The 19,226-nt window shown below is 33.4% G+C and carries 22 protein-coding genes; 14 read left to right on the forward strand and 8 right to left on the reverse strand.

The window, feature by feature from the left end; genetic code table 11:
• Positions 1-106 precede the first annotated feature (106 nt).
• The 8 genes from AC1RRQ_RS08090 to AC1RRQ_RS08125 form a co-directional block, all read right to left on the reverse strand.
• Positions 107-874, reverse strand: coding sequence for a LytR/AlgR family response regulator transcription factor (locus AC1RRQ_RS08090; RefSeq protein ID WP_493022506.1), 768 nt, complete (start codon positions 872-874; stop codon positions 107-109).
• On the reverse strand, positions 855-1,871 hold the full coding sequence (locus AC1RRQ_RS08095) for a sensor histidine kinase (RefSeq protein ID WP_493022507.1): 1,017 nt from the start codon (positions 1,869-1,871) through the stop codon (positions 855-857). Before AC1RRQ_RS08095 ends, AC1RRQ_RS08090 begins: the two co-directional genes overlap by 20 nt.
• 331 nt (positions 1,872-2,202) lie before the next feature.
• Positions 2,203-2,943, reverse strand: coding sequence for a DUF1223 domain-containing protein (locus tag AC1RRQ_RS08100; protein ID WP_493022508.1), 741 nt, complete (start codon positions 2,941-2,943; stop codon positions 2,203-2,205).
• Positions 2,944-3,036: 93 nt separating this feature from the next.
• The gene (locus AC1RRQ_RS08105) at positions 3,037-3,447 is read right to left on the reverse strand and encodes an organic hydroperoxide resistance protein (protein WP_493022509.1); all 411 of its coding nucleotides are present in this window, start codon (positions 3,445-3,447) and stop codon (positions 3,037-3,039) included.
• Positions 3,448-3,514: 67 nt separating this feature from the next.
• Positions 3,515-4,519 (reverse strand): alpha/beta fold hydrolase, encoded by a 1,005-nt coding sequence (locus AC1RRQ_RS08110; protein WP_493022510.1) that lies wholly within the window; start codon positions 4,517-4,519, stop codon positions 3,515-3,517.
• A 278-nt stretch (positions 4,520-4,797) separates the two neighbouring features.
• Positions 4,798-5,211, reverse strand: coding sequence for a cupin domain-containing protein (locus AC1RRQ_RS08115; protein WP_493022511.1), 414 nt, complete (start codon positions 5,209-5,211; stop codon positions 4,798-4,800).
• A 305-nt stretch (positions 5,212-5,516) separates the two neighbouring features.
• Positions 5,517-6,809 (reverse strand): epoxide hydrolase family protein, encoded by a 1,293-nt coding sequence (locus tag AC1RRQ_RS08120; RefSeq protein ID WP_493022512.1) that lies wholly within the window; start codon positions 6,807-6,809, stop codon positions 5,517-5,519.
• Positions 6,810-7,328: 519 nt separating this feature from the next.
• Positions 7,329-8,072: an SDR family oxidoreductase gene (locus AC1RRQ_RS08125; RefSeq protein WP_493022513.1), complete on the reverse strand. Its 744-nt coding sequence runs from the start codon at positions 8,070-8,072 to the stop codon at positions 7,329-7,331.
• A gap of 326 nt (positions 8,073-8,398) precedes the next feature.
• On the opposite strand from AC1RRQ_RS08125, the gene kaiC reads away from it, so the two are divergent.
• The 14 genes from kaiC (at position 8,399) to AC1RRQ_RS08195 (ending at position 19,161) form a co-directional block, all read left to right on the forward strand.
• Positions 8,399-10,078, forward strand: a complete 1,680-nt coding sequence (kaiC, locus tag AC1RRQ_RS08130) for a circadian clock protein KaiC (RefSeq protein WP_493022514.1) — start codon at positions 8,399-8,401, stop codon at positions 10,076-10,078.
• A gap of 1 nt (position 10,079) precedes the next feature.
• Positions 10,080-10,373 carry a circadian clock KaiB family protein gene (locus tag AC1RRQ_RS08135; protein ID WP_053474503.1) on the forward strand — a complete coding sequence of 98 codons (294 nt, stop codon included), beginning with the start codon at positions 10,080-10,082 and terminating at the stop codon, positions 10,371-10,373.
• Between the two features lie 2 nt (positions 10,374-10,375).
• On the forward strand, positions 10,376-10,672 hold the full coding sequence (locus AC1RRQ_RS08140) for a circadian clock KaiB family protein (RefSeq protein ID WP_493022516.1): 297 nt from the start codon (positions 10,376-10,378) through the stop codon (positions 10,670-10,672).
• A 3-nt stretch (positions 10,673-10,675) separates the two neighbouring features.
• Positions 10,676-11,932 carry a sensor histidine kinase gene (locus AC1RRQ_RS08145; RefSeq protein ID WP_493022517.1) on the forward strand — a complete coding sequence of 419 codons (1,257 nt, stop codon included), beginning with the start codon at positions 10,676-10,678 and terminating at the stop codon, positions 11,930-11,932.
• Position 11,933: 1 nt separating this feature from the next.
• Complete coding sequence (locus AC1RRQ_RS08150; RefSeq protein ID WP_493022518.1) at positions 11,934-12,338, forward strand: response regulator; 405 nt, start codon at positions 11,934-11,936, stop codon at positions 12,336-12,338.
• Between the two features lie 367 nt (positions 12,339-12,705).
• Positions 12,706-12,939, forward strand: coding sequence for a hypothetical protein (locus AC1RRQ_RS08155; protein WP_493022519.1), 234 nt, complete (start codon positions 12,706-12,708; stop codon positions 12,937-12,939).
• Positions 12,940-13,189: 250 nt separating this feature from the next.
• Positions 13,190-14,851 carry a hypothetical protein gene (locus tag AC1RRQ_RS08160; protein ID WP_493022520.1) on the forward strand — a complete coding sequence of 554 codons (1,662 nt, stop codon included), beginning with the start codon at positions 13,190-13,192 and terminating at the stop codon, positions 14,849-14,851.
• Positions 14,852-14,855: 4 nt separating this feature from the next.
• Positions 14,856-15,329, forward strand: coding sequence for a hypothetical protein (locus AC1RRQ_RS08165; protein WP_493022521.1), 474 nt, complete (start codon positions 14,856-14,858; stop codon positions 15,327-15,329).
• 137 nt (positions 15,330-15,466) lie between these two features.
• Positions 15,467-15,814, forward strand: coding sequence for a hypothetical protein (locus AC1RRQ_RS08170; protein WP_493022522.1), 348 nt, complete (start codon positions 15,467-15,469; stop codon positions 15,812-15,814).
• Positions 15,815-15,823: 9 nt separating this feature from the next.
• Positions 15,824-16,273, forward strand: a complete 450-nt coding sequence (locus AC1RRQ_RS08175) for a hypothetical protein (protein ID WP_493022523.1) — start codon at positions 15,824-15,826, stop codon at positions 16,271-16,273.
• A gap of 157 nt (positions 16,274-16,430) precedes the next feature.
• Positions 16,431-17,582: a WG repeat-containing protein gene (locus AC1RRQ_RS08180; protein ID WP_493022524.1), complete on the forward strand. Its 1,152-nt coding sequence runs from the start codon at positions 16,431-16,433 to the stop codon at positions 17,580-17,582.
• A 295-nt stretch (positions 17,583-17,877) separates the two neighbouring features.
• The gene (locus AC1RRQ_RS08185) at positions 17,878-18,456 is read left to right on the forward strand and encodes a mobilome CxxCx(11)CxxC protein (RefSeq protein WP_493022525.1); all 579 of its coding nucleotides are present in this window, start codon (positions 17,878-17,880) and stop codon (positions 18,454-18,456) included.
• 18 nt (positions 18,457-18,474) lie between these two features.
• Positions 18,475-18,663, forward strand: a complete 189-nt coding sequence (locus tag AC1RRQ_RS08190) for a hypothetical protein (RefSeq protein ID WP_493022526.1) — start codon at positions 18,475-18,477, stop codon at positions 18,661-18,663.
• Positions 18,664-18,786: 123 nt separating this feature from the next.
• Positions 18,787-19,161, forward strand: a complete 375-nt coding sequence (locus AC1RRQ_RS08195; protein ID WP_493022527.1) for a hypothetical protein — start codon at positions 18,787-18,789, stop codon at positions 19,159-19,161.
• The last annotated feature ends 65 nt before the right edge of the window (positions 19,162-19,226 follow it).

Raw genomic sequence — 19,226 nt, forward strand, 5'->3', positions numbered from 1 at the left:
GATTAGTCGCAGTATTTGCGAATAGCTTGTCATTTCGAGGAATGACAAACTGTATTAATCTGAATACTACAAACTGAGACTGAATACTGAGACTGAATACTGAACACTACCTATTCTCCAGCCAGCTTAAAAATGCTGTTGCTTTCTCTTTTCCAACTAATAGTTTTTCTTCTGTTGGAATAGTAAGTTTAAGAATTAGTTTTCTTGAAAAATAATGTTCTGCTTCTCTTATCGCTGAAAAATTGACCAAATACTGTCTGTTGATTCTGAAAAACTGAATAGCCGATAATAGTTTATGAACTTCATCGAGAGATTGTGTAATTTGATATTCTGCTTTATCAAAAGTGACAATTGTTGGGGTTTCATTTTTGATGTAAAAAAAGGCAATATTCTCTGTTAGAATCGTTTGGTATTTATTGTTTTTAAAAACCAAAAAACTGCTTTTTCCTTTATTTTCTCCTGTTCTCGTTAAAAGATAATCGAAATCGGGCATCATTTTTTTATTTCTTTGGAAGAAGTTTTTCAGTTCGCCAGCTTTTTTAATCGCCTGCGAAATACTTTCTCTTGAAAAAGGTTTTAGTACATAATCGATTCCGTTTGATTTGAAAGCTTCGATGGCATAATCATCAAAAGCAGTACAGAAAATTACGGGAGACAAAACTTCAACATTCTTGAAAATTTCAAAACACAAACCATCTGCAAGCTGAATATCCATAAAAATCAAATCGGGCTGATCGTTTTCTAAAAGATAACTTACGGCTCCGTCGATACTTTGAATATACGACAAAATCTGAGCATCGGGTCTGATACTCAAAATAAGCTGACCAAGTGCTTTGGCCGTTTTTACTTCATCTTCAATTATTACGATAGTCATAAATCAGTGGTATTTTTACTTTAAAGATAGTTTCGGTTTTATCGATTTCGATTTCCTTGTGAATCAAATGCATAAAACGCTGATTGATATTGTCTAATCCAACTCCGGTTGACAAAGTTCCTCTTTTCAGCTGAATCCGATTTTCTATTACGAGAAAATTATTTTCAGTGTATAATTTAATTTTCAGCGGTTTATCAAGCGAAACAACGTTGTGTTTGATGCAGTTTTCGATTAATAATTGCAAAGAAAAAGGCGGAATTGCACAGTCAAATTGTTTTTCGTCTATTTCTTTTATCACTTCAAATCCATCTTCAAAACGGGCTTTCAGCAGGTATACATACGAATCTAAAATTTGTAATTCTTCTTTAAGCGGAATTAAATCCATTTTTCTGCTTTCCAACGTAAATCTGTAAAAATCAGATAATTTCAAGATAAAATCAGAACTCTGAGGGTCCTGCATATCCACCATCGATTTTAAAGTATTCAAACTATTAAACAAAAAATGCGGATTTACCTGCTGTTTCAATAATTCGTATTGTGCGCCTAAATGAACTGCTTTGGTACGCTCCAGCTCCATTCCTATTTGCTGGGTTTGATAATTCTGAAAAAGTAAATGCAGAAACATATACACAATCAAATTGATCAAAACACCGCGAAGTTCAAACATAATCGGCGCGTCCATTTTTGATACCTGAAAAAGTTCCTGATGTGCAATTACGAGAATTACCATCAGTAATATCCCCATTACGACACTCAGTAAAAGTTTCCAGTTAAACAGGCTTTTATTGGTCCGCTGCGATGAAAATTTTGGCAGACTGTAAATGTTGTAATACCATATAAAAATGGAAAACATAAGGGTAATCGAAGAATTTATAATGATGTCTCCAGGCGTAGAATCGGCATCGAATAATTTTGGAATCGAAGCCAGAATTGCAAGTGCAATCGAGCTTCCCCAAATTACTTTGAGCGAAACCTGAAAACGTTTTGTTTTTTCCATAATTGTATTCGTTTTTTATCCTGTTGGTCAAAGATAGGTTTATTTTGAAAAAAGATTTTATGCAGATTTAAAAAGATAATTTAAGTTTGTTTTTAATCTCGCAAAGTCGCAGAGACGCAAAGTTTATATTCGCAAATTGTATGGAAATAGAATCAAAAAAATCTGCAAAATCTGCGTGAAATATATTTAAACACATAGGAACATAGATTAATTTCTTAATAATAAAGAACTAAAAGAAAATCTAGATTTTCACACATAGCTATGTGTATTTAAACAAATGAAATGCCTTTTATAGACAAAGAAAAGCTATGTCTCTATGTGTTTAAAAAATTTAAGCTCGTTTTACTTCTAAAATTGCTCCTGAATTCATATCCTGGACAAAACCAATGATTTCGAAATCCTGTGCATTATAATTTTTAGGAAGATGAACCGAAGCTGTTCCTTTTTTGGCTTTGTTTAAATCTACTGCTTGAAGCTGACGCACGATTTGATAATGCGATAAAACTCTATTTGCATTTTCTCCTCTTTTCACATTGCTTTTGGCTTCTTTTTGCACTACTGCAATTAACAAACGACTGTTTTTTGAAGTACCTTCTACAGTATAATTCACAGCAAGAGCATTAGCATTTTGAGTAGCTTCTAAACTTAAATTAGTCGAAGCTGATTTAGAAAGTGCCGATTTAATTCCGTTTCGCAGACTTGTTTCCTGAGAACCGATATAATCGATTTTTCCGTTAATGATTACCTGTGGTGTATAAATTGGATCTTTGCCCATATATCGAGCATAATCGTATTGTCTTTTGGTATAATCAGCATTGCTGAAAATATCTTTCCAGCCTTGTTTGTCCCAATAATCAACGTGATAAGAAAGCACGTAAACATTTTTATCTCGTAATTCATTTTGAATTTTTCCGAGTAATTCATCAGCCGGCGGACAACTCGAACAGCCTTCTGAAGTATATAATTCTAAAAGGGCAAAACCTTTTTTATCTGAAGTACTTTGGCTGAAAATGGTGTTTCCGGTTAAGAAAAACAGCATTACAAAAGCGCTTATTATTTTTATCTTTTTCATGATTTTTTGAAGTTATAAATTATGAGTTATGAATTATGGGTAAACTTAAGTTTCAAAAAAACTCATAATCCATAACTCATAACTTATATTTTTTTAAAGAATATTAATCTCAACGTTTATATTTCCTCTTGTTGCTTTTGAGTAAGGACAAGTTTGATGTGCCTGAGCGGCTAAAGTTTCTGCCGTTTCACGATCAATTCCCGGAAGGCTGATGTTTAAACGTGCCTGCAAAGAATATTCGCCTTCGGTTACGCATAAATCTACTTCTGCATCTACCGCAGTTTCTGCCGGAAGTCGAACTCCTAATTTTGAAGCTGCAATTCCTAATGCGCCAATAAAACAAGCCGACCATCCTGCAGCAAATAACTGCTCCGGATTTGTTCCCGGACGCGATGATCCTGGAGTACTTAACTTAATATTCAATTGTTCATCTGAACTTTGAGAAGCTCCTTCTCTACCGCCTGTTGTGTGTGTTTTTCCTGTGTATAATACTTTTGTGCTCATTGTAATTTTAGATTTTAGATTGTTGATTTTAGATTATTTCTGATTTTTAATTTTTAATTATCAATTTTTAATTCTTGAAGCCATCCACATCAATAATTGCTTGTGCAAATGATTTCGGGTCTTCCTGCGGAACATTGTGTCCAATTCCTTTTAGAATTCTGTGGGCATATTTTCCGGTGAATTTGTTGGCGTAGGCTTTTCCATCTGCGAAAGCGCCGTCAAAATCGCTTCCTATTGTAATAGTTGGTACTGTAATTTCTGGTCTTGCGGCAAGGCGTTTTTCTAAAGCATCGTATTTAGATTCTCCAGCTTCAAGAGATTGTCTCCATCTGTAATTGTGAATAACTATTGCAACGTGATCCGGATTATTAAAAGACTGAGCTGTTTGATCGTAAGTAGCTTTGTCGAAATTCCATAACGGAGAAGCGATCTGCCAGATTTGTTTGTTGAATTCGTAAGTGTTTTGGCTGTAGCCGAGTTTTCCTCTTTCGGTTGCAAAATAATATTGATACCACCATCCTAATTCGGCTTTTGGAGGCAATGGTTTCAAATTAGCTTCCAGATTCACCACCAAATAACCACTTACCGAAACCAAACCTTTTACACGTTCCGGCCAAAGTGCTGCCATAACCACTGCTGTTCTGGCTCCCCAATCGAATCCGCCAACTACGGCTTTGTCGATTTTTAAAGCATCCATAAAAGCAATAATATCTGTTGCTAAAGCGGCTTGCTGTCCGTTTCTGAAGGTTTCTTTTGAAAGGAAAGTTGTGGTTCCTGAACCTCTTAAATAAGGCGTAAATACATGATATCCTTTTGAAACTAAAATTGGCACTACTTCATTGTAACTGTGTATGTCATAAGGCCATCCGTGAAGTAAAATCACCGGAGTTCCGTTTGAAGGACCAGCTTCAGTATACCCTACATTTAATAAACCAGCGTTGATTTGTTTTAAAGTTCCTAGTGAACCTTCTTGTTTTTCTGTTTGGGAAAAACCTGCAGCGTTTACTAAAAGAAAGGCAATTAAAAGAACTGCATTTGTAAAACTGTTTTTGATTTTTAATATCGTTTTCATAATTATTTAATGTTTTGATTAGTTGATTATCAGTTAATTTCTTCGTCAAAGGTATCTTGACAATCCTCGTTTTAAAAGGAGAAAAAAGCTGAAGTGGACAAAGTAAAAGTTGAAACGGACAATCGATTAGTTATGAATTATGAGTTTTGAATTATGAGTAGTTTTAACCGCAAAGTGCGCAAAGTTTTTTTAGCTTATAAGGCTTTTAAAAACACAAAGATCGCAAAGCTATATGCTGAAAAAACTTTGCGTACTTTGCGGTTAAATTATGCGCAAACCTATTTCTTCATAACCAAAACCGGTTTCCCTTTTTCGACGATATACGTTGCCAGTTCTGATGCTTTTGTATTGGTTTTATTTTTAGCCGAGTGAACCACTCCAGCTGGAATAAAAAGTACTTCTCCGGCTTTTAAAACTACTGGTAACTGACCTTCTACTTCATATTCAAGCGAACCTTCTAATACATAAATAATTTCTTCACCCGGATGAGAATGTTTCCCGAAAGCGGTATGTCCGTCAAAATCAATTCGGGCCTGAACGGTTTCTCTTCCCGGAATACTTAAATCGTGTTTTTGTAAATCAGTACGTTTTATTCCGGTTTGGGCTGCGATTTGATTTGGAATCAAAAAGGCTAGAATTCCTAAAATAATAATGGCGATTATAACCCAGGTTTTTTGTTTTTTAGTTTCCATGATTTTAATTTTTTAATAGTTAGTTTTTAGATAGATATTTTTAAAACACATAGGAACATAGATTTTCTTTGTCTGTAAAGGCGTTTCACTTGTTTGAACAAACATAGATTGTTGTATTTTTCACGCAGATTTTAAAAAGATTTAAGCAGATAAACGCAGATTTTTTTATTTAATCTGTTGAAATCTGCCGAATCTGCGTGAAACTTTTTTAACGGCATCTTAGCAATGTGTGAAAATCTAGATTTTTTCAAAAATCTTTTACCACGTCTTAAACCTATGTTTCTATGTGTTTAAAAATTATTCGATTATTTTCTCAATGATTTAAAAGCAGCGCGAAGTTCAACTGAAAACAATTGTGGTTCTTCCCAAGAAGCAAAATGACCGCCTTTGTTTACTTCTTTAAAGTAAATCAGGTTTTTGTATGCTTTTTCGGCCCATGTTTTTGGTGCCTGATAAATTTCTCCCGGGAAAACGGTAATCGCAACCGGAATCTTAATTTCAGCTGTTTTTTGTTCTACAGCATTGAAGTTATTGTTGTTATTCTCCCAATATAAATTAGCGGATGAATTGGCTGTATTTGTAAACCAGTAAAGCGAAATATCATCCAGCATTTCATCTTTAGTAAGTGACTTTTCTGCATTTCCTCCGCTGTAGGTCCATTCGTTGAATTTATCCAGGAAAAACGAAGCCAAACCAACCGGAGAATCCGTAAGTCCGTAACCTAAAGTCTGCGGACGAGTTACCATCATTCCGGCATAACCACCGCCTTTTGTATATAATTTATTCAGAGAATTAAATGCTGCATTTTCTTTAACCGATAATCCCTTTGGTGCCGGATCTCCGTCTTTAAGTGCTTTGGCAACATCAGCAGGAACTGTTGCCGGCATGTTTACGTGAATTCCCAATAAACCTTCAGGAGCCTGGCGCGCCATAGCATCGGCAATTACAGAACCCCAGTCACCTCCTTGCGATACATAATGTTTGTACCCTAAACGTTTCATTAAAACATCCCATGCATTTCCAATTTTTTCAGGTCCCCATCCTGTTGTTTTTGGCTTTTCAGAAAAACCATAACCCGGCATTGAAGGAATAACCAAATCAAATGCATCTTCGGCTTTTCCGCCATAAGCTGTTGGATCTGTTAATGGACCTATTACTTTTAAAAGTTCAAAAAATGACCCCGGCCATCCGTGAGTAATAATTAACGGCAAAGCATTTTTATGTTTTGATTTAATGTGGATGAATTGAATATCCAATCCGTCAATGTTGGTTACAAATTGAGGTAACGCATTTAGTTTGTCTTCTGTTTTATGCCAGTCGTAATCGGTTCCCCAGTATTTAACCAAATTCTGAATCTGATCTAATTTTACTCCCTGAGATTGGTCTTTTACCGTTTCTTTATCCGGCCATCTGGTCGCATTGACACGATCACGAAGTTCAGTAATTGCTTCCTGCGAAACACTGATGCGATAAGGACGAATTAAATTACAATCGGTTTTAGTTTCGTTCTGTGCAAAAGATACGGCAGAAGCCAAAATAAAAGTTCCAGTGGCAATGGCGTTTAAAAAACTGCGTTTGTTTTGTTGAAATGTTTTCATTGTTTTTGATTTTTAAATTATTTGAATATCAGTTAATTTCTTCGTCAAAAGTATTTCGATAACCCTTCTTACGAAATCAGAAAACAGTCGAAACGGGCAAAGTCTGGGGTGAAACGGACAGTCTTGGAGTTAGGAGTTTTTGAATTATGAGTTATGAGTTTTTGAATGCTGGTGATTTAAACGCAATCCCGATGGCTATCGGGAGCAAAGGTTTTTGGCTCGTGAGACTTTGTAAAAACGCAAAGATCGCAAAGCTATGTGTATAATAACTTTGCGATCTTTGTGTAATATTTTTTGCCACTCCCGATAGCTATCGGGATAAAAGGATTACAATGATTTTTCACGCAGATTTGGCAGATTTGAACAGATTTTTTTTATAAACAATCTATTAAAATCTGCAGAATCTGCGTGAAACAAAAAACTTTGCGCCCTTTGCGTAAACCTTTGCGCTTTTTGCGGTTAAACCTCAATTCATAATTAACAATTCATAATTAACAATTTACAATTCACCATTAACAATTAAGCAAGCGCCATTCCTCCATCCATAATAAAATCAGAGCCAGTAATAAATTTTGAAGCTTCACTGCTTAGATACGAAACCATTTTAGCAACATCTTCAGATTTTCCCATTTGTTTTAAGGGCACTTTCTCTACCACCATATCCATAATACCATTTACTGTGGCTTCGTCTAAACCCACTTTTTTCATAACTTCGGTTTGAGTTGGTCCCGGACTAACCGAATTTACTCTGATTTTTCTTGGCGCTAATTCTAAAGCGGCTGATCTCATAACCGAATTCAAAGCCGTTTTACTCGCCGAATAAACCGAAGATCCCGGTCCAGGCATACTGGCAGTATTCGAAGAAAGAAATACAACCGAAGCGCCATCTTTCAAAATGGGAATAAATCGGCTTAAGGTGAAATATGCTCCTTTAAAATTCACATCCATAATACTGTCAAATTGTTCTTCAGATGCCTGTTCGATATTTCCTAAACCCGCAATTCCGGCATTGATAAAAAGAATATCTACTTTGCCAAAATCTTGTTGAACCTTTACTGCCAGATTTTCAATATCGGCCACGCTGGACTGATCTGCTGTTATCGCCGTAACACCCAATTCCAGTGCTGCTTTTTCAATTGCTTCTTTTCTTCTTCCCGTAATAATAACTTCTGCTCCCTGTTCTTTTAGTTGTTTTGCCGCTGCGTATCCTATACCGCTGTTTCCGCCTGTTATAACCGCGATTTTATCTTTTAAATTGTCCATTTTTGTTTGTTTTAAATTAACGGGACAAAGTTAAATCGCAAAACATATTGCTTTTTTAAAGGTATCATTGAGTATACCAGAATACAGAAATTAACATTTAAGTATTCTGAAAATTCAATTTAACTCAAAACTGAAAAATTAGTGTTAAATATTAAGTTCATATTTTGCATTTATTTGGTTAAAATTCTCCGATTTATTCATATTTAAAAGCCATTTTTCTTAATTTATTTTTAAAACTTCATTAAACAGCTGTTAAATCTCAATCAGATTCCATTGTAAATCGTGTAGGAAAATGTATATTTGAGTAATACTGAATTTTTATTATCGTGCAAGAAAAAACAAAATCACATAGTTTTATATTTCCAAAAACTCCTACGGGAGTCGACGGACTAGACGAGATTACTGATGGCGGTTTCCCAAAAGGACGTCCAACGTTAATCTGCGGTGGTGCCGGATGCGGAAAAACATTATTGTCCATGCAGTTTCTTATAAAAGGAATTACAGAATACAACGAACCCGGAGTTTTCATGTCTTTTGAAGAACCTTCGGATGATCTTACTTTAAATGTAAAATCTCTTGGCTTTGACCTCGAACAACTAAAAAAAGACAAGAAACTCGTAGTCGATCATGTTCGTGTAGAAAGATCAGAAATTGAAGAAGCAGGAGAATACGATCTTGATGGCTTATTTATTCGTTTAGGCCATGCCATCGATTCTATAAAAGCAACCCGAGTTGTTCTGGACACCATCGAATCTTTATTTGCGGGCCTTGATAATCAGGCCATTTTAAGAGCCGAGTTGCGAAGGTTATTCCATTGGCTTAAAACTAAAGGCGTAACAGCTATTATTACCGGAGAACGCGGCGAAGCAACCCTGACCCGTCAGGGATTAGAAGAATACGTATCAGATTGCGTTATTGTTCTCGACCATCGTGTTATCGAACAGGTTTCGACCAGAAGGCTCCGAATTGTAAAATACAGAGGATCAACTCATGGTACAAACGAATATCCGTTTTTAATTGATGAAGAAGGTATTTCGGTACTTCCTATTACGTCTTTAAAACTGGATAACGAAGTTTCTTCTGATATTATTTCTACAGGCGTTCCCGGATTAGATGATATGTTTAACAGCGGTGGTTTTTACCGCGGCAGTAACATCTTAATATCAGGAACAGCTGGAACTGCCAAAACTACGGTTGCCTGTTATTTTGCCAATGAGCAATGCGAAAAAAACGAAAAAACGATTTATTTCGCTTTTGAAGAATCGCCGCAGCAATTGGTCCGTAACATGAAATCGATTGGGATTGATCTCGAAAAACACATTAAAAAAGGCATTTTGCAAATACATTCTTCGCGTCCGTCTTTAAACGGTCTAGAACTGCATTTGCTTACGCTTAGAAAAATGATTAAGGAGTTTGAGCCTACTACGATTATTATAGACCCTATTAGTAATCTTATTTCGGTAGGAAGCGAACACGAAGTGCGTTCTATGCTCGTTCGATTAATCGATATGCTCAAAGCCAATAATATTACGGCCATGTTTACGTCTTTAAACAAACAAACCGATAATTTCAGACCAGATTTGGCCGAAGAATCTGTATCTTCATTAGTCGATACCTGGATTACGGTTCGCGATATGGAAGGCGTTGGCGAAAGAAACCGCGGTATTTTCATCATCAAAGCCAGAGGAATGGGGCATTCAAACCAAGTAAGAGAATTTGTAATTACCACTAAAGGAATTGAATTATTAGACGTAGAACTGGGCCCTCAGGGAATCCTGACCGGAGCAGCCAGAAAATCACATCAGTTTAAGAAAACCATTTCTGACATTAAGCTTCAAAACGAAATTAACAGAAAAGACCGTGAAATTGAACGCAAACGTAAAGTCCTTGAAGCCAATATTGAAGCCTTAAGAACCGAATTTGAATCGGCAGAAGAAGAACTGAGTATCCTTAAAGCAACAGAAGAATTGCAGGAAAAACTGTCTTCTAAGAAAAAAGAAAACTAAAATGAAAAAAGAAGTAGCCGAATGGCAGTTATTACTTTATATAGCAGGTCAAACGCCAAAATCGATCAAGGCGCTTGAGAACATAAAAAAGTACGCCGAAGAACATTTAAAAGGAAAATACAGCATCGAGATTATCGATTTGCTGAAGAATCCGCAATTGGCAGAAGGCGATCAAATTTTGGCTGTACCAACCTTGGTGAGAAAATTTCCCGAGCCCATACGTAAAATTATAGGTGACCTTTCGAATGAAGAAAGAGTGCTTGTAGGACTTAATATTAAACCTATAAACGCTTAAACATGGAAGATTCATCTGATGGCACAAGTACAACCAAACATAAGTTCAAACTTTTTGTTTCAGGTATGTCTGTTAAATCAGGACATGCAATCGAAAATTTACGCAGCATTTGCGATACTTATCTCAAAGAAAACTACGAATTAGAAATCGTAGACATCAGCCGGGATAAAGAACAGGCCGTGATTCATCAAATTGTAGCAATACCTACTTTATTAAAGATCAATCCAGAGCCCAAAAGAATCATTTTAGGTGATTTATCAGATAAAGATAAAGTACTGAGAATATTAAATTTAAGTTAGAATTTGGAGGTTACCGATAAAAATATAGAATCATTATTGACCGAAATCGCGTCATTAAAAGAACAGCTTTTTGAAGCCAATAGTATAGTCGAAGCCATAAAAGAAGGAGATGTAGATGCACTGGTAGTAAACACTAACGGAGTACCGCAGCTATATTCGCTGGAAACGGCCGATTATACTTATAGACTCCTTATAGAAAAGTTCCGCCAGGGTGCGCTTAGTATTTCGCGTAACGGACTCATATTGTACTGTAACGACTATTTTTCAGAACTCGTCGGCCTTTCTACAGAACAGATTATTGGGACGTATTTAAACGAATATTTTGATAATCCCACCCAGTTTGTACAGCTCATTCAGGCTCTCAGATACGGAATCGCCACACACGAAATTCTTTTTAAATCCAGTAACGACAATGAAACTTTTCCCGCCTACATCGCCCTAACTGATCTCGAACCCGCCGTAGAAGCCATAGGAATCGTGATTACCGATTTAACCGAAAAGAAAAAACACGAAGAAGCTTTAATTCGTCATCAACAGGAACTAGAAGAAAAAATAAAAGAATTAAACCGAATCAATACCAATCTCGAAGAGTTTATTCACGTAATCTCGCACGATTTAAAAGAACCGCTCCGCAAAATTGTAATGCACAATGATAGAATCGACGGAAGCTACCTTTCTGAAACCGATGCCAAATCAATGAACGTTCTAAAATCATCGGCATTGCGATTGAATTCGCTTGTAGACGATTTGGTTCAGTATTCGTCGCACACCGCGCAGGAAGAACGAACCGAAATAAATCTCGCCGCCATAATTGCCGAAGTCATCGAAGATCTCGAAATTATTATTACCGATAAAAAAGCCGAAATTCAACTAGGAAAACTCCCGGCCATAAAAGCCTCCAAAGTCCAGATCCGACAACTTTTTGGCAACCTTATCACCAACGCCATAAAATACAGCAAAGAAACCGCTGCACCCTTTATAGAAATTTATCAGGCCGAAAATTTAAATGCCGAAATGCCAAATCAAAACGCTAAATTTGTAAAAATTCAAATTAAAGACAACGGAATTGGAATGGAGTCGAGCCATCTTCTTAAAATCTTTACCATTTTTCAGCGCCTGCATGCCCGAAACGAATATTCAGGAAACGGTATAGGCCTTGCCATTTGTAAAAAGATCATGGAAAATCACTCCGGAAACATAACCGTCGAAAGTACGCTCAACGAAGGCACAACATTTAATCTTTACTTCCCAATCTTATAAAATGCCAGAAAAATATAACTTACATATCATTATTGCCGAAGATGACAACGACGACGCCGACGTTATCTGCGAAACCTTCAACCAAAACCCAAATTTTGGCAAAGTAAGCCTTGTAGCCAATGGCGAAGAACTGCTTAATTACCTAAAAGACACCGCAAACGAAAACCCGGATGTAATCCTAACCGATATCAACATGCCCATCGTCGACGGTATCGAAGCCTTACAGCAAATTCTAAACAATCCCGGTTTAAAAAACATTCCGTGCTTTGTTTATTCCACCAGCATAAACCCGTCGTACAAAGAAAAATGCGACGATCTGGGCGTAAAAGCCTACCTTATAAAACCTTATTCTTTCGAGGCTTTCGCCGAAATTCCAAAAACTATTTTGAGCATAATCGAAGCTTAGGTTTTCATTTCCATTTCTTATATTCGTATTTGATTTTTAAGGAGCTGTTTCCAGCTATCCGCTATATCTTTTATGTCTTGTTAAAGAAACGAGACACAAAAGGATGTCGCTCCTATCTGGGCTAGGACACTCATTTTCATTAGAAAATCTGTGGAAATCTGATTTAGAAACAACACAAAAAAGTAATACTTTTCTTATTTTTAAAACATTTTTTTGATATCTTTACAGTCCTAAATGTAAAGTTATGATATCAAAAAAAAGTTTGCCCGTGTGGTATGGTGGCGGTATTGGAAACAACCGCAACGCTCTCTTAACAGCGTAGGACACCTAAGTCATACGGGTTTTATAATTCCCTAAAGTTAAGATTATGAGTACCAAACCCCTTTCAAAAGAAACCGAAATCAGGCTAACCAATTTCTTTAATCAAACCGTAGCGCCAGAACAAATGGCAAAAGCCCTGCGACAAGTAAATTATGTTCTCGCCCTAAGTCTTGTCCGCGAAAACGAAACCCTGCATCAAGAAATATTAAAACTAGAAAACAGCTTCTATTGGCTCAACGAACTAGCCGAGATTTTGAATCCTTATCTAGATGTAGAATAAAAGATTAATTTTCTTTTGAATTAAAACCCTCAATTTTTATAAAAGATTGAGGGTTTTGTTTTTCTATTTTAATCCCGATGCATTGGGATTATTTGTTAGATATTTTCTCGTAAATCTTCTAAAATATACTATAAAAGTGATGTAAATATTCGATATATTTAAAAAAAAAATAGTCTAAATAGTGTTAAATAATAATTTTATAATCTTTTTATTACTTACATTCGCATTAATTCAAAGCATAAAAATTATAATGAAAACCTTCAAATTTTATTTAGTATTACTTATTGCCTTAATTTTTTACTCTTGCGGCAATAATGAAGAAATTAGTGCCGAAGCCGCACCAAAAAGTACAACTTATACCGAAAATGTAAGCGCCGACGAATTATTATCTCAATTAAAAGCAAGAGACCCTGAACTCGCCCAATTTATCGAAGAAAATCCATTTTCTAATTTTAAAACAAATAAAGGAAAAACCGATTATTATTTAGATCTTGAACACATCGTTGCTGTAAAAAATAACCAAAACGAAGCCGTTTACAGTATTCCGCTATACATGAAATCAGATGTTAGCTCTCCTTATTTGTATACCTTATCAGTAGCAGTAAATCCCGAAAATATCTACACTAACTTAATAACAAAAGAACCACAGGATAATGACACTTTCAATTATTATGGTTCTTCATTTAATATTTACAAAAAGAACTCACAAACTGCAAAAACAAACCTGGTTGACTGTTACTGTACCAAAGTATATACGGACTGTGCATGTCATTCTGTTCATGCATCAGGCGGATGTGATCATCCTGCCGTAATTGTAACCTGCGGCTGCTCTGGATCTGGAGGAAGTTCCGGTTATATTCCTCCAAGTGTTCCTACGGGCGGAGATTTAACCTCATGGAACGGCGGATTAAACTCGCCAACTACATACGCTCCCACAGGCGATGGTATTTATATTGCCATGAGAAAACATTTTAGACCAGATCACGAATTTACTCCTTTAGAAAAATACAATATTATAAACCAGACTGCGTACAGCAGTAAACTGATCGATTTTTTAAATGCGGAAGGTTCAACTCCTATAAACAAAGCCTTTGTTTTACAAATGCTTAAAAGCATGGAAGATGGGGTCTTTGTAATGGTAAAACAACTTACTTTTTCTATAAACAACTTTCTCTACTCACAAAAATCACCTTTTAATGTCGATTTAAATTCTATCTTCGAAAATGCTTCTGCGGCAGAGAATAAAAAGTTTTTAGAAATATATGATGCATTAACAGAATCACCTGAATTCAAAAAATTATTTCTTAACCTGTTTGGGAATAATACTAGATATAATGTTAAATTTGAGATTGTTGATGTAGTTTATGACTCCAATGATCCAACTAAAGAAGTAAATGCTAATACAGATTATAATTCTAGTCTGCCTTATATTCTAATTAAAATCAATAAAAAGAAATTAAATGACAGCAGTATAAAACAAACAAGAATAGAAAATGCCAGAACTATTATACATGAATTTATTCATGCCTATTTATTTACAATAAGTAACAATCCAATCGTTGGTCCAACAGATATTGCAAGTTTACTTAACAAAAAATATCCTAATGCTAATGAGCAACATGATTTTATGTATGACAATATGATTCCAACAATTGTAAAAATATTAACTGAATCAAGAGATTTACTTACTTATCCGGCTGGTAGAATAGAGGTTGAACCTCTTGTAGTTTATACAAAAAAAGACCTGTCAGCATCTGAAATTTGGAACTGGAAACATTATTTCGAATCTATAAGTATAGAGGGATTAGGTGAAGCAACGAGTTATAAAACAGATTTTCCAGTAGATTCCGATGCTTTATTTTTACTTAACAGATATGTTCAAAATGGCCGTACTTGGCTTGATAAAAAATAAAAAAATGAAAAATACTATTAATTCAATTATAATATTTATTATCTCAACAACAATTTATGGTCAAGATTTTGACTATTTAAAAAAGCTAGACACTATATATATAGCTTATCATGGCAAAAAAAATGAAAAAAAGTATGATATTCAAACACGTATTACTCCAACTGATTTTAAAGAAAAATCTTTTGCATTTAGTTTAGATCATATTCACCTTTCATTTGATCATGCAGAATTTAAAGATTGGGAAAAAAAAGATGCCAACATTCAATCCGAAAGAAGAATAATAAACAAATCATTTCTTAAAAAGATTAAAGACAAAATAGTATCACCTGATTTGATAAACCAGTATAATAATGATGAAATAAATTGCGGTATTTTAACACAAAATAAAGTGTTTTACATATTAGATTATACAGAGAAAAAAAGAAAAACAGTATTATATGAAGTTAATTATATTGGGTATTGCCCAAGTATTGAATAATCATGTACTTCGCCAATAAACATTACTTATTTTATATTACTTTAATAGTATTTCCTCTTAAAATTTATTCTCAATATAGTAACGAGTCAATTAAGAGAGATACTATTTATATAAACTTTACAGATTCTCCAAAAACCATGGAGAAAACCAGAATTATTGAAAAAAATGTTTTTGAAAAATCTCAAATTGAAATAAATCATTTTTATGTCTATTTATTTGATGGTAAAAAAACTGACGGATATTATTTTCAGCTTACCAATACAAAATCTAAAAGTTCAATTAAAAAAATAAGCAATCATGTTTTAAAAAAGATTGATTCCAAAATTATTCTGGATTATAATTTTATCAATAGTCTAGGATATCATAAAACTATGGATATACTTAAAGACAAGAAAATTTTTATTATAGAAAAAGAGCCTTCGCTATTTAAATGCATAAAAATATATGAAGTCAAAATTTTGAATTATTCATCTTTAAGTAATTAAAAAAATATTATGAAAACACTTTTCATTTTTTTGAGTATATTTTTTCTGAAAGTTGGGATTTATTCTCAAAGTTTAGATAAAATCAAGCAGTCTGAGACTATTTATGTATACTTTCAATTGTCAAAAGTTCAAATGCATTTGCATACAAAAATCATCAAAAATAAAAAAATAGAGCAACGAGATCAATACTTTTTTCCTTTCAAAAATTCATTTTCAATGACTTTTACTCATGATTATCTTTCTCCTGAAGAAAAAAAAGAGAAAAAATCTTTTCTAAGAAAAAATAAAGATCTCATTGTAACGTATGATTTTTTAACAAAATATAATTTAGGAGAAGCAACTGATTTAATTGGACATAAAAAAAAGGTCTATTTAATAGATGATGATGATGTGGGCTGGTTTACTATAAAATTAAAAGAAGTTAAAGTTATGGGAACTTTTCCTCAAAGCATCGAATAAATATTATTTACATAAAAATACCACAGAAACAATGAATTAGACAAAAATTAAACCCTTAATCATGAAATACAAATTATTTCTTATCACTTCAATTTTACTTCTAAGCCACTATTCATTTTGTCAGCAAAAAATTAGACCAGGTATAAAATTGATAAATATGCTTGGCAAAAGCCCTTATAAAGTTGAGAGTAACTGTGTACCTGAAACTCTTTTAAGAATGGTGTATTCTGAACCAACAAGTAGAAACAATTCAAAAATTGGTTTTATGGATCGTAAAGGAAAAACAGTAATAAAGCCTATTTATAATATGGCTTCCGACTTTTATAACGGGTATGCAAATATTATAAAAGAGTCAACTTTTGGCTATATCGACAAAAAAGGAACTGAAGTTTTATTTAAAGATTATGAAGAAACTTATTTCTACTACAATAATACTGGTATTGCAAAAAAGAATGGAAAAGAAGGATTAATTGATAGAAACGGAAAACCATTAACCGAGTTTAAATATAATATGATTACCTTTTTTGGTTTTAATCATTTCAGCTGCCAAATTTCAAAAAACGTCCAGCAAATTTTAGACAGTAACGGAAAAATTGTATTCAATAAAAACCTTGATTATCACATAAAAAGTTATTATTTTGAAAAAGATTCATTATTAGTTTATGAAAAAACAATTGATAACAAACCTCTTAAAGGCATTGTAAAAATTGATGAAACTATAATAATCGAACCAAAATACGACGAAATTTATACTATTGAAAATCAAGATTTTTTTGTTGTGCTGAAAGATGAAAAATTTGGTTTGATTAATAATGATGGACAAGAAATAGTTCCTCTAATGTATGACGAAATTGGATCTAATATCAATGAAAACCTAATCCCTGTTAAACAAAAAGGCAAATGGGGATTTATCAATACGCAAAATAGAATCATTATTCCTTTTGAATATAATGATGTTAATCCGTTTTTTGAAAACATAGCATTTGTTCAAAAGGAAAACTCTTTTGGAGGAATAGATAAAACTAATAAGATTAAAGTTCCATTCGATTTAGAAAATTCTAAATTCCTTTTTTATTCAGACAACTTATGTGTAATCAAAGAAAAGGGAAAATATGGCTATATCAATAAAGACAGTAAAATTGTTATTCCTGCAATATACGATTATGCATACCCCTTTGTTAACGGAATTGCTTATGTAGAATTAGGAGATAAATCGGGATTTATAGATAAAAAAGGAAAAGAGATAATCCCAATAAAATATAAACAGTTATGGCTGGAAAGTGAAAATTTAATCCGATTTGTTGAATAAAGGACTGATGAGCAAAAAAGTTGATTCAATTAAGAAACAGCTTCTATTGGCTCTATGAATCTTGAATTCCTTATTTAATGGATATAAAGTAAAGATTAATTTGCTTTTGAAATTAAAACCCTCAATTTTTATAAAAGATTGAGGGTTTGTTTTTTTTATTCTGGTTTGGAAAAATACCGTATAAATACTCGTTGCTTTGGGGTTGGATTATTGATATACTTATTAAGTATATTTTTTTTTGATGGATTATGGATTTCCGTAAATTCCTTCATTTAACTTTCAATAAATTTACTTCATGGAAACATCTGAAATTCGTATAAATAATATTCGAAATGAATGTCATAATAATAAATTTCATTGTTATGGCAAATCCTATATTTATGGAGAAAGAGTAAATAAGTATGAAAGAAGATTAAGATTAATAAATTTTATTGGATTAGCTGTACCATTAATTTTTGGTGGTTATGTAATGACTTATGGGAACAATTACATTGAAAGTCTTTCATTGTATATAGCTGGTCCAATATTGTTAATACAATTAATTTTTTCAGCATTTGCTTTAGTTTTTAAATGGGATGATGAGCTGGCATATTCATTAGAAGCTACAAGGGATCACAATCTTTTGTCACAAGATTTTAAAAATTTAGGTCAGTTTCCGCCGAGCAATCTCGAAGATATAACTATTCAATATAATATTTTAAATGAAAAACTTAAATCTCGAAATGAGCAAGATGTAAAACATGATTTATCTAATAAAGAGAGAATTAAAGGGATGAGATGGTCTTTGCGTGAATTTAATAAGAAATGTATAGACTGTGATAAGATTCCGTATTCAATGGAAAAAACAAATTGTCCTGTTTGTGGTAAATATTAATCAAATAAATTATAAAAAATGAGTGTAAAAACTGAAAAATTCAAATATGAATTTACAAAATTATCTGATACAGAAAAAGCTGAATTAATAAAATTCATAAATGAGTATCAAAACGGATCAACTTTCCATAAAGCAGATTTAAGCGAATCTTTAAGAAAAAGCTTAGGACCAACCGATTCTTCAAAATGTGGATGTTGTGGGAAATAATAATTGAAAGATAGAAAAGCAAATTAAAACTGTCTTTCTACATAATTATCATTTCTTTACAATTCATTTAAATAACTAAAATAAAATTTCCTAATTAATAAATTGAACCAAAAATAAAGCAATATGAGTTTACAAATACACAGTGTAGAAAATTCAAATGATCCTCAGAAGGAATGTGTTATACTTAAAGCAACTGGCAAAGTCAACCTAAAAGACTACGCCGTTGTAGATAAAACTTTTGATTCTGAAGGTAAAATATCTAATGAATTTAGACATTTTTATCATCTCCCAAATGTAGAAATAAATGCAGAAGAATTGGTTTTTATTTTTACTGGTATTGGAGAAAATCGCAGTAAAACTCATGATTTTAAAATCATACATTTATTATATTGGAATGCAAAAGAATGTATTTGGAATGATCAAGATGGAGATACAGCTACATTAATCAAATTTAGTGTTATTAACAGTATAAAAGTTTCCCCAATCGCTAAAGAATAATTTTTTCAATTTTTAAATCCTTACTTGGATATGGAGTAGATTCTTTAACTTTTTCAAACCCTTGA

Source organism: Flavobacterium sp. GW821-FHT12A05, assembly GCF_058807735.1.

Coding starts and splice junctions, on each gene's coding strand:
- AC1RRQ_RS08195 (WP_493022527.1), top strand. CDS start 18,787: ATGAGTTTACAAATACACAGTGTAGAAAATTCAAATGATCCTCAGAAG.
- AC1RRQ_RS08110 (WP_493022510.1), bottom strand. CDS start 4,519: ATGAAAACGATATTAAAAATCAAAAACAGTTTTACAAATGCAGTTCTT.
- AC1RRQ_RS08165 (WP_493022521.1), top strand. CDS start 14,856: ATGAAAAATACTATTAATTCAATTATAATATTTATTATCTCAACAACA.
- AC1RRQ_RS08115 (WP_493022511.1), bottom strand. CDS start 5,211: ATGGAAACTAAAAAACAAAAAACCTGGGTTATAATCGCCATTATTATT.
- AC1RRQ_RS08180 (WP_493022524.1), top strand. CDS start 16,431: ATGCTTGGCAAAAGCCCTTATAAAGTTGAGAGTAACTGTGTACCTGAA.
- AC1RRQ_RS08095 (WP_493022507.1), bottom strand. CDS start 1,871: ATGGAAAAAACAAAACGTTTTCAGGTTTCGCTCAAAGTAATTTGGGGA.
- AC1RRQ_RS08120 (WP_493022512.1), bottom strand. CDS start 6,809: ATGAAAACATTTCAACAAAACAAACGCAGTTTTTTAAACGCCATTGCC.
- AC1RRQ_RS08105 (WP_493022509.1), bottom strand. CDS start 3,447: ATGAGCACAAAAGTATTATACACAGGAAAAACACACACAACAGGCGGT.
- AC1RRQ_RS08090 (WP_493022506.1), bottom strand. CDS start 874: ATGACTATCGTAATAATTGAAGATGAAGTAAAAACGGCCAAAGCACTT.
- AC1RRQ_RS08125 (WP_493022513.1), bottom strand. CDS start 8,072: ATGGACAATTTAAAAGATAAAATCGCGGTTATAACAGGCGGAAACAGC.
- AC1RRQ_RS08185 (WP_493022525.1), top strand. CDS start 17,878: ATGGAAACATCTGAAATTCGTATAAATAATATTCGAAATGAATGTCAT.
- AC1RRQ_RS08175 (WP_493022523.1), top strand. CDS start 15,824: ATGAAAACACTTTTCATTTTTTTGAGTATATTTTTTCTGAAAGTTGGG.
- AC1RRQ_RS08155 (WP_493022519.1), top strand. CDS start 12,706: ATGAGTACCAAACCCCTTTCAAAAGAAACCGAAATCAGGCTAACCAAT.
- AC1RRQ_RS08190 (WP_493022526.1), top strand. CDS start 18,475: ATGAGTGTAAAAACTGAAAAATTCAAATATGAATTTACAAAATTATCT.
- AC1RRQ_RS08150 (WP_493022518.1), top strand. CDS start 11,934: ATGCCAGAAAAATATAACTTACATATCATTATTGCCGAAGATGACAAC.
- AC1RRQ_RS08100 (WP_493022508.1), bottom strand. CDS start 2,943: ATGAAAAAGATAAAAATAATAAGCGCTTTTGTAATGCTGTTTTTCTTA.
- AC1RRQ_RS08170 (WP_493022522.1), top strand. CDS start 15,467: ATGGAGAAAACCAGAATTATTGAAAAAAATGTTTTTGAAAAATCTCAA.
- AC1RRQ_RS08135 (WP_053474503.1), top strand. CDS start 10,080: ATGAAAAAAGAAGTAGCCGAATGGCAGTTATTACTTTATATAGCAGGT.
- AC1RRQ_RS08160 (WP_493022520.1), top strand. CDS start 13,190: ATGAAAACCTTCAAATTTTATTTAGTATTACTTATTGCCTTAATTTTT.
- AC1RRQ_RS08140 (WP_493022516.1), top strand. CDS start 10,376: ATGGAAGATTCATCTGATGGCACAAGTACAACCAAACATAAGTTCAAA.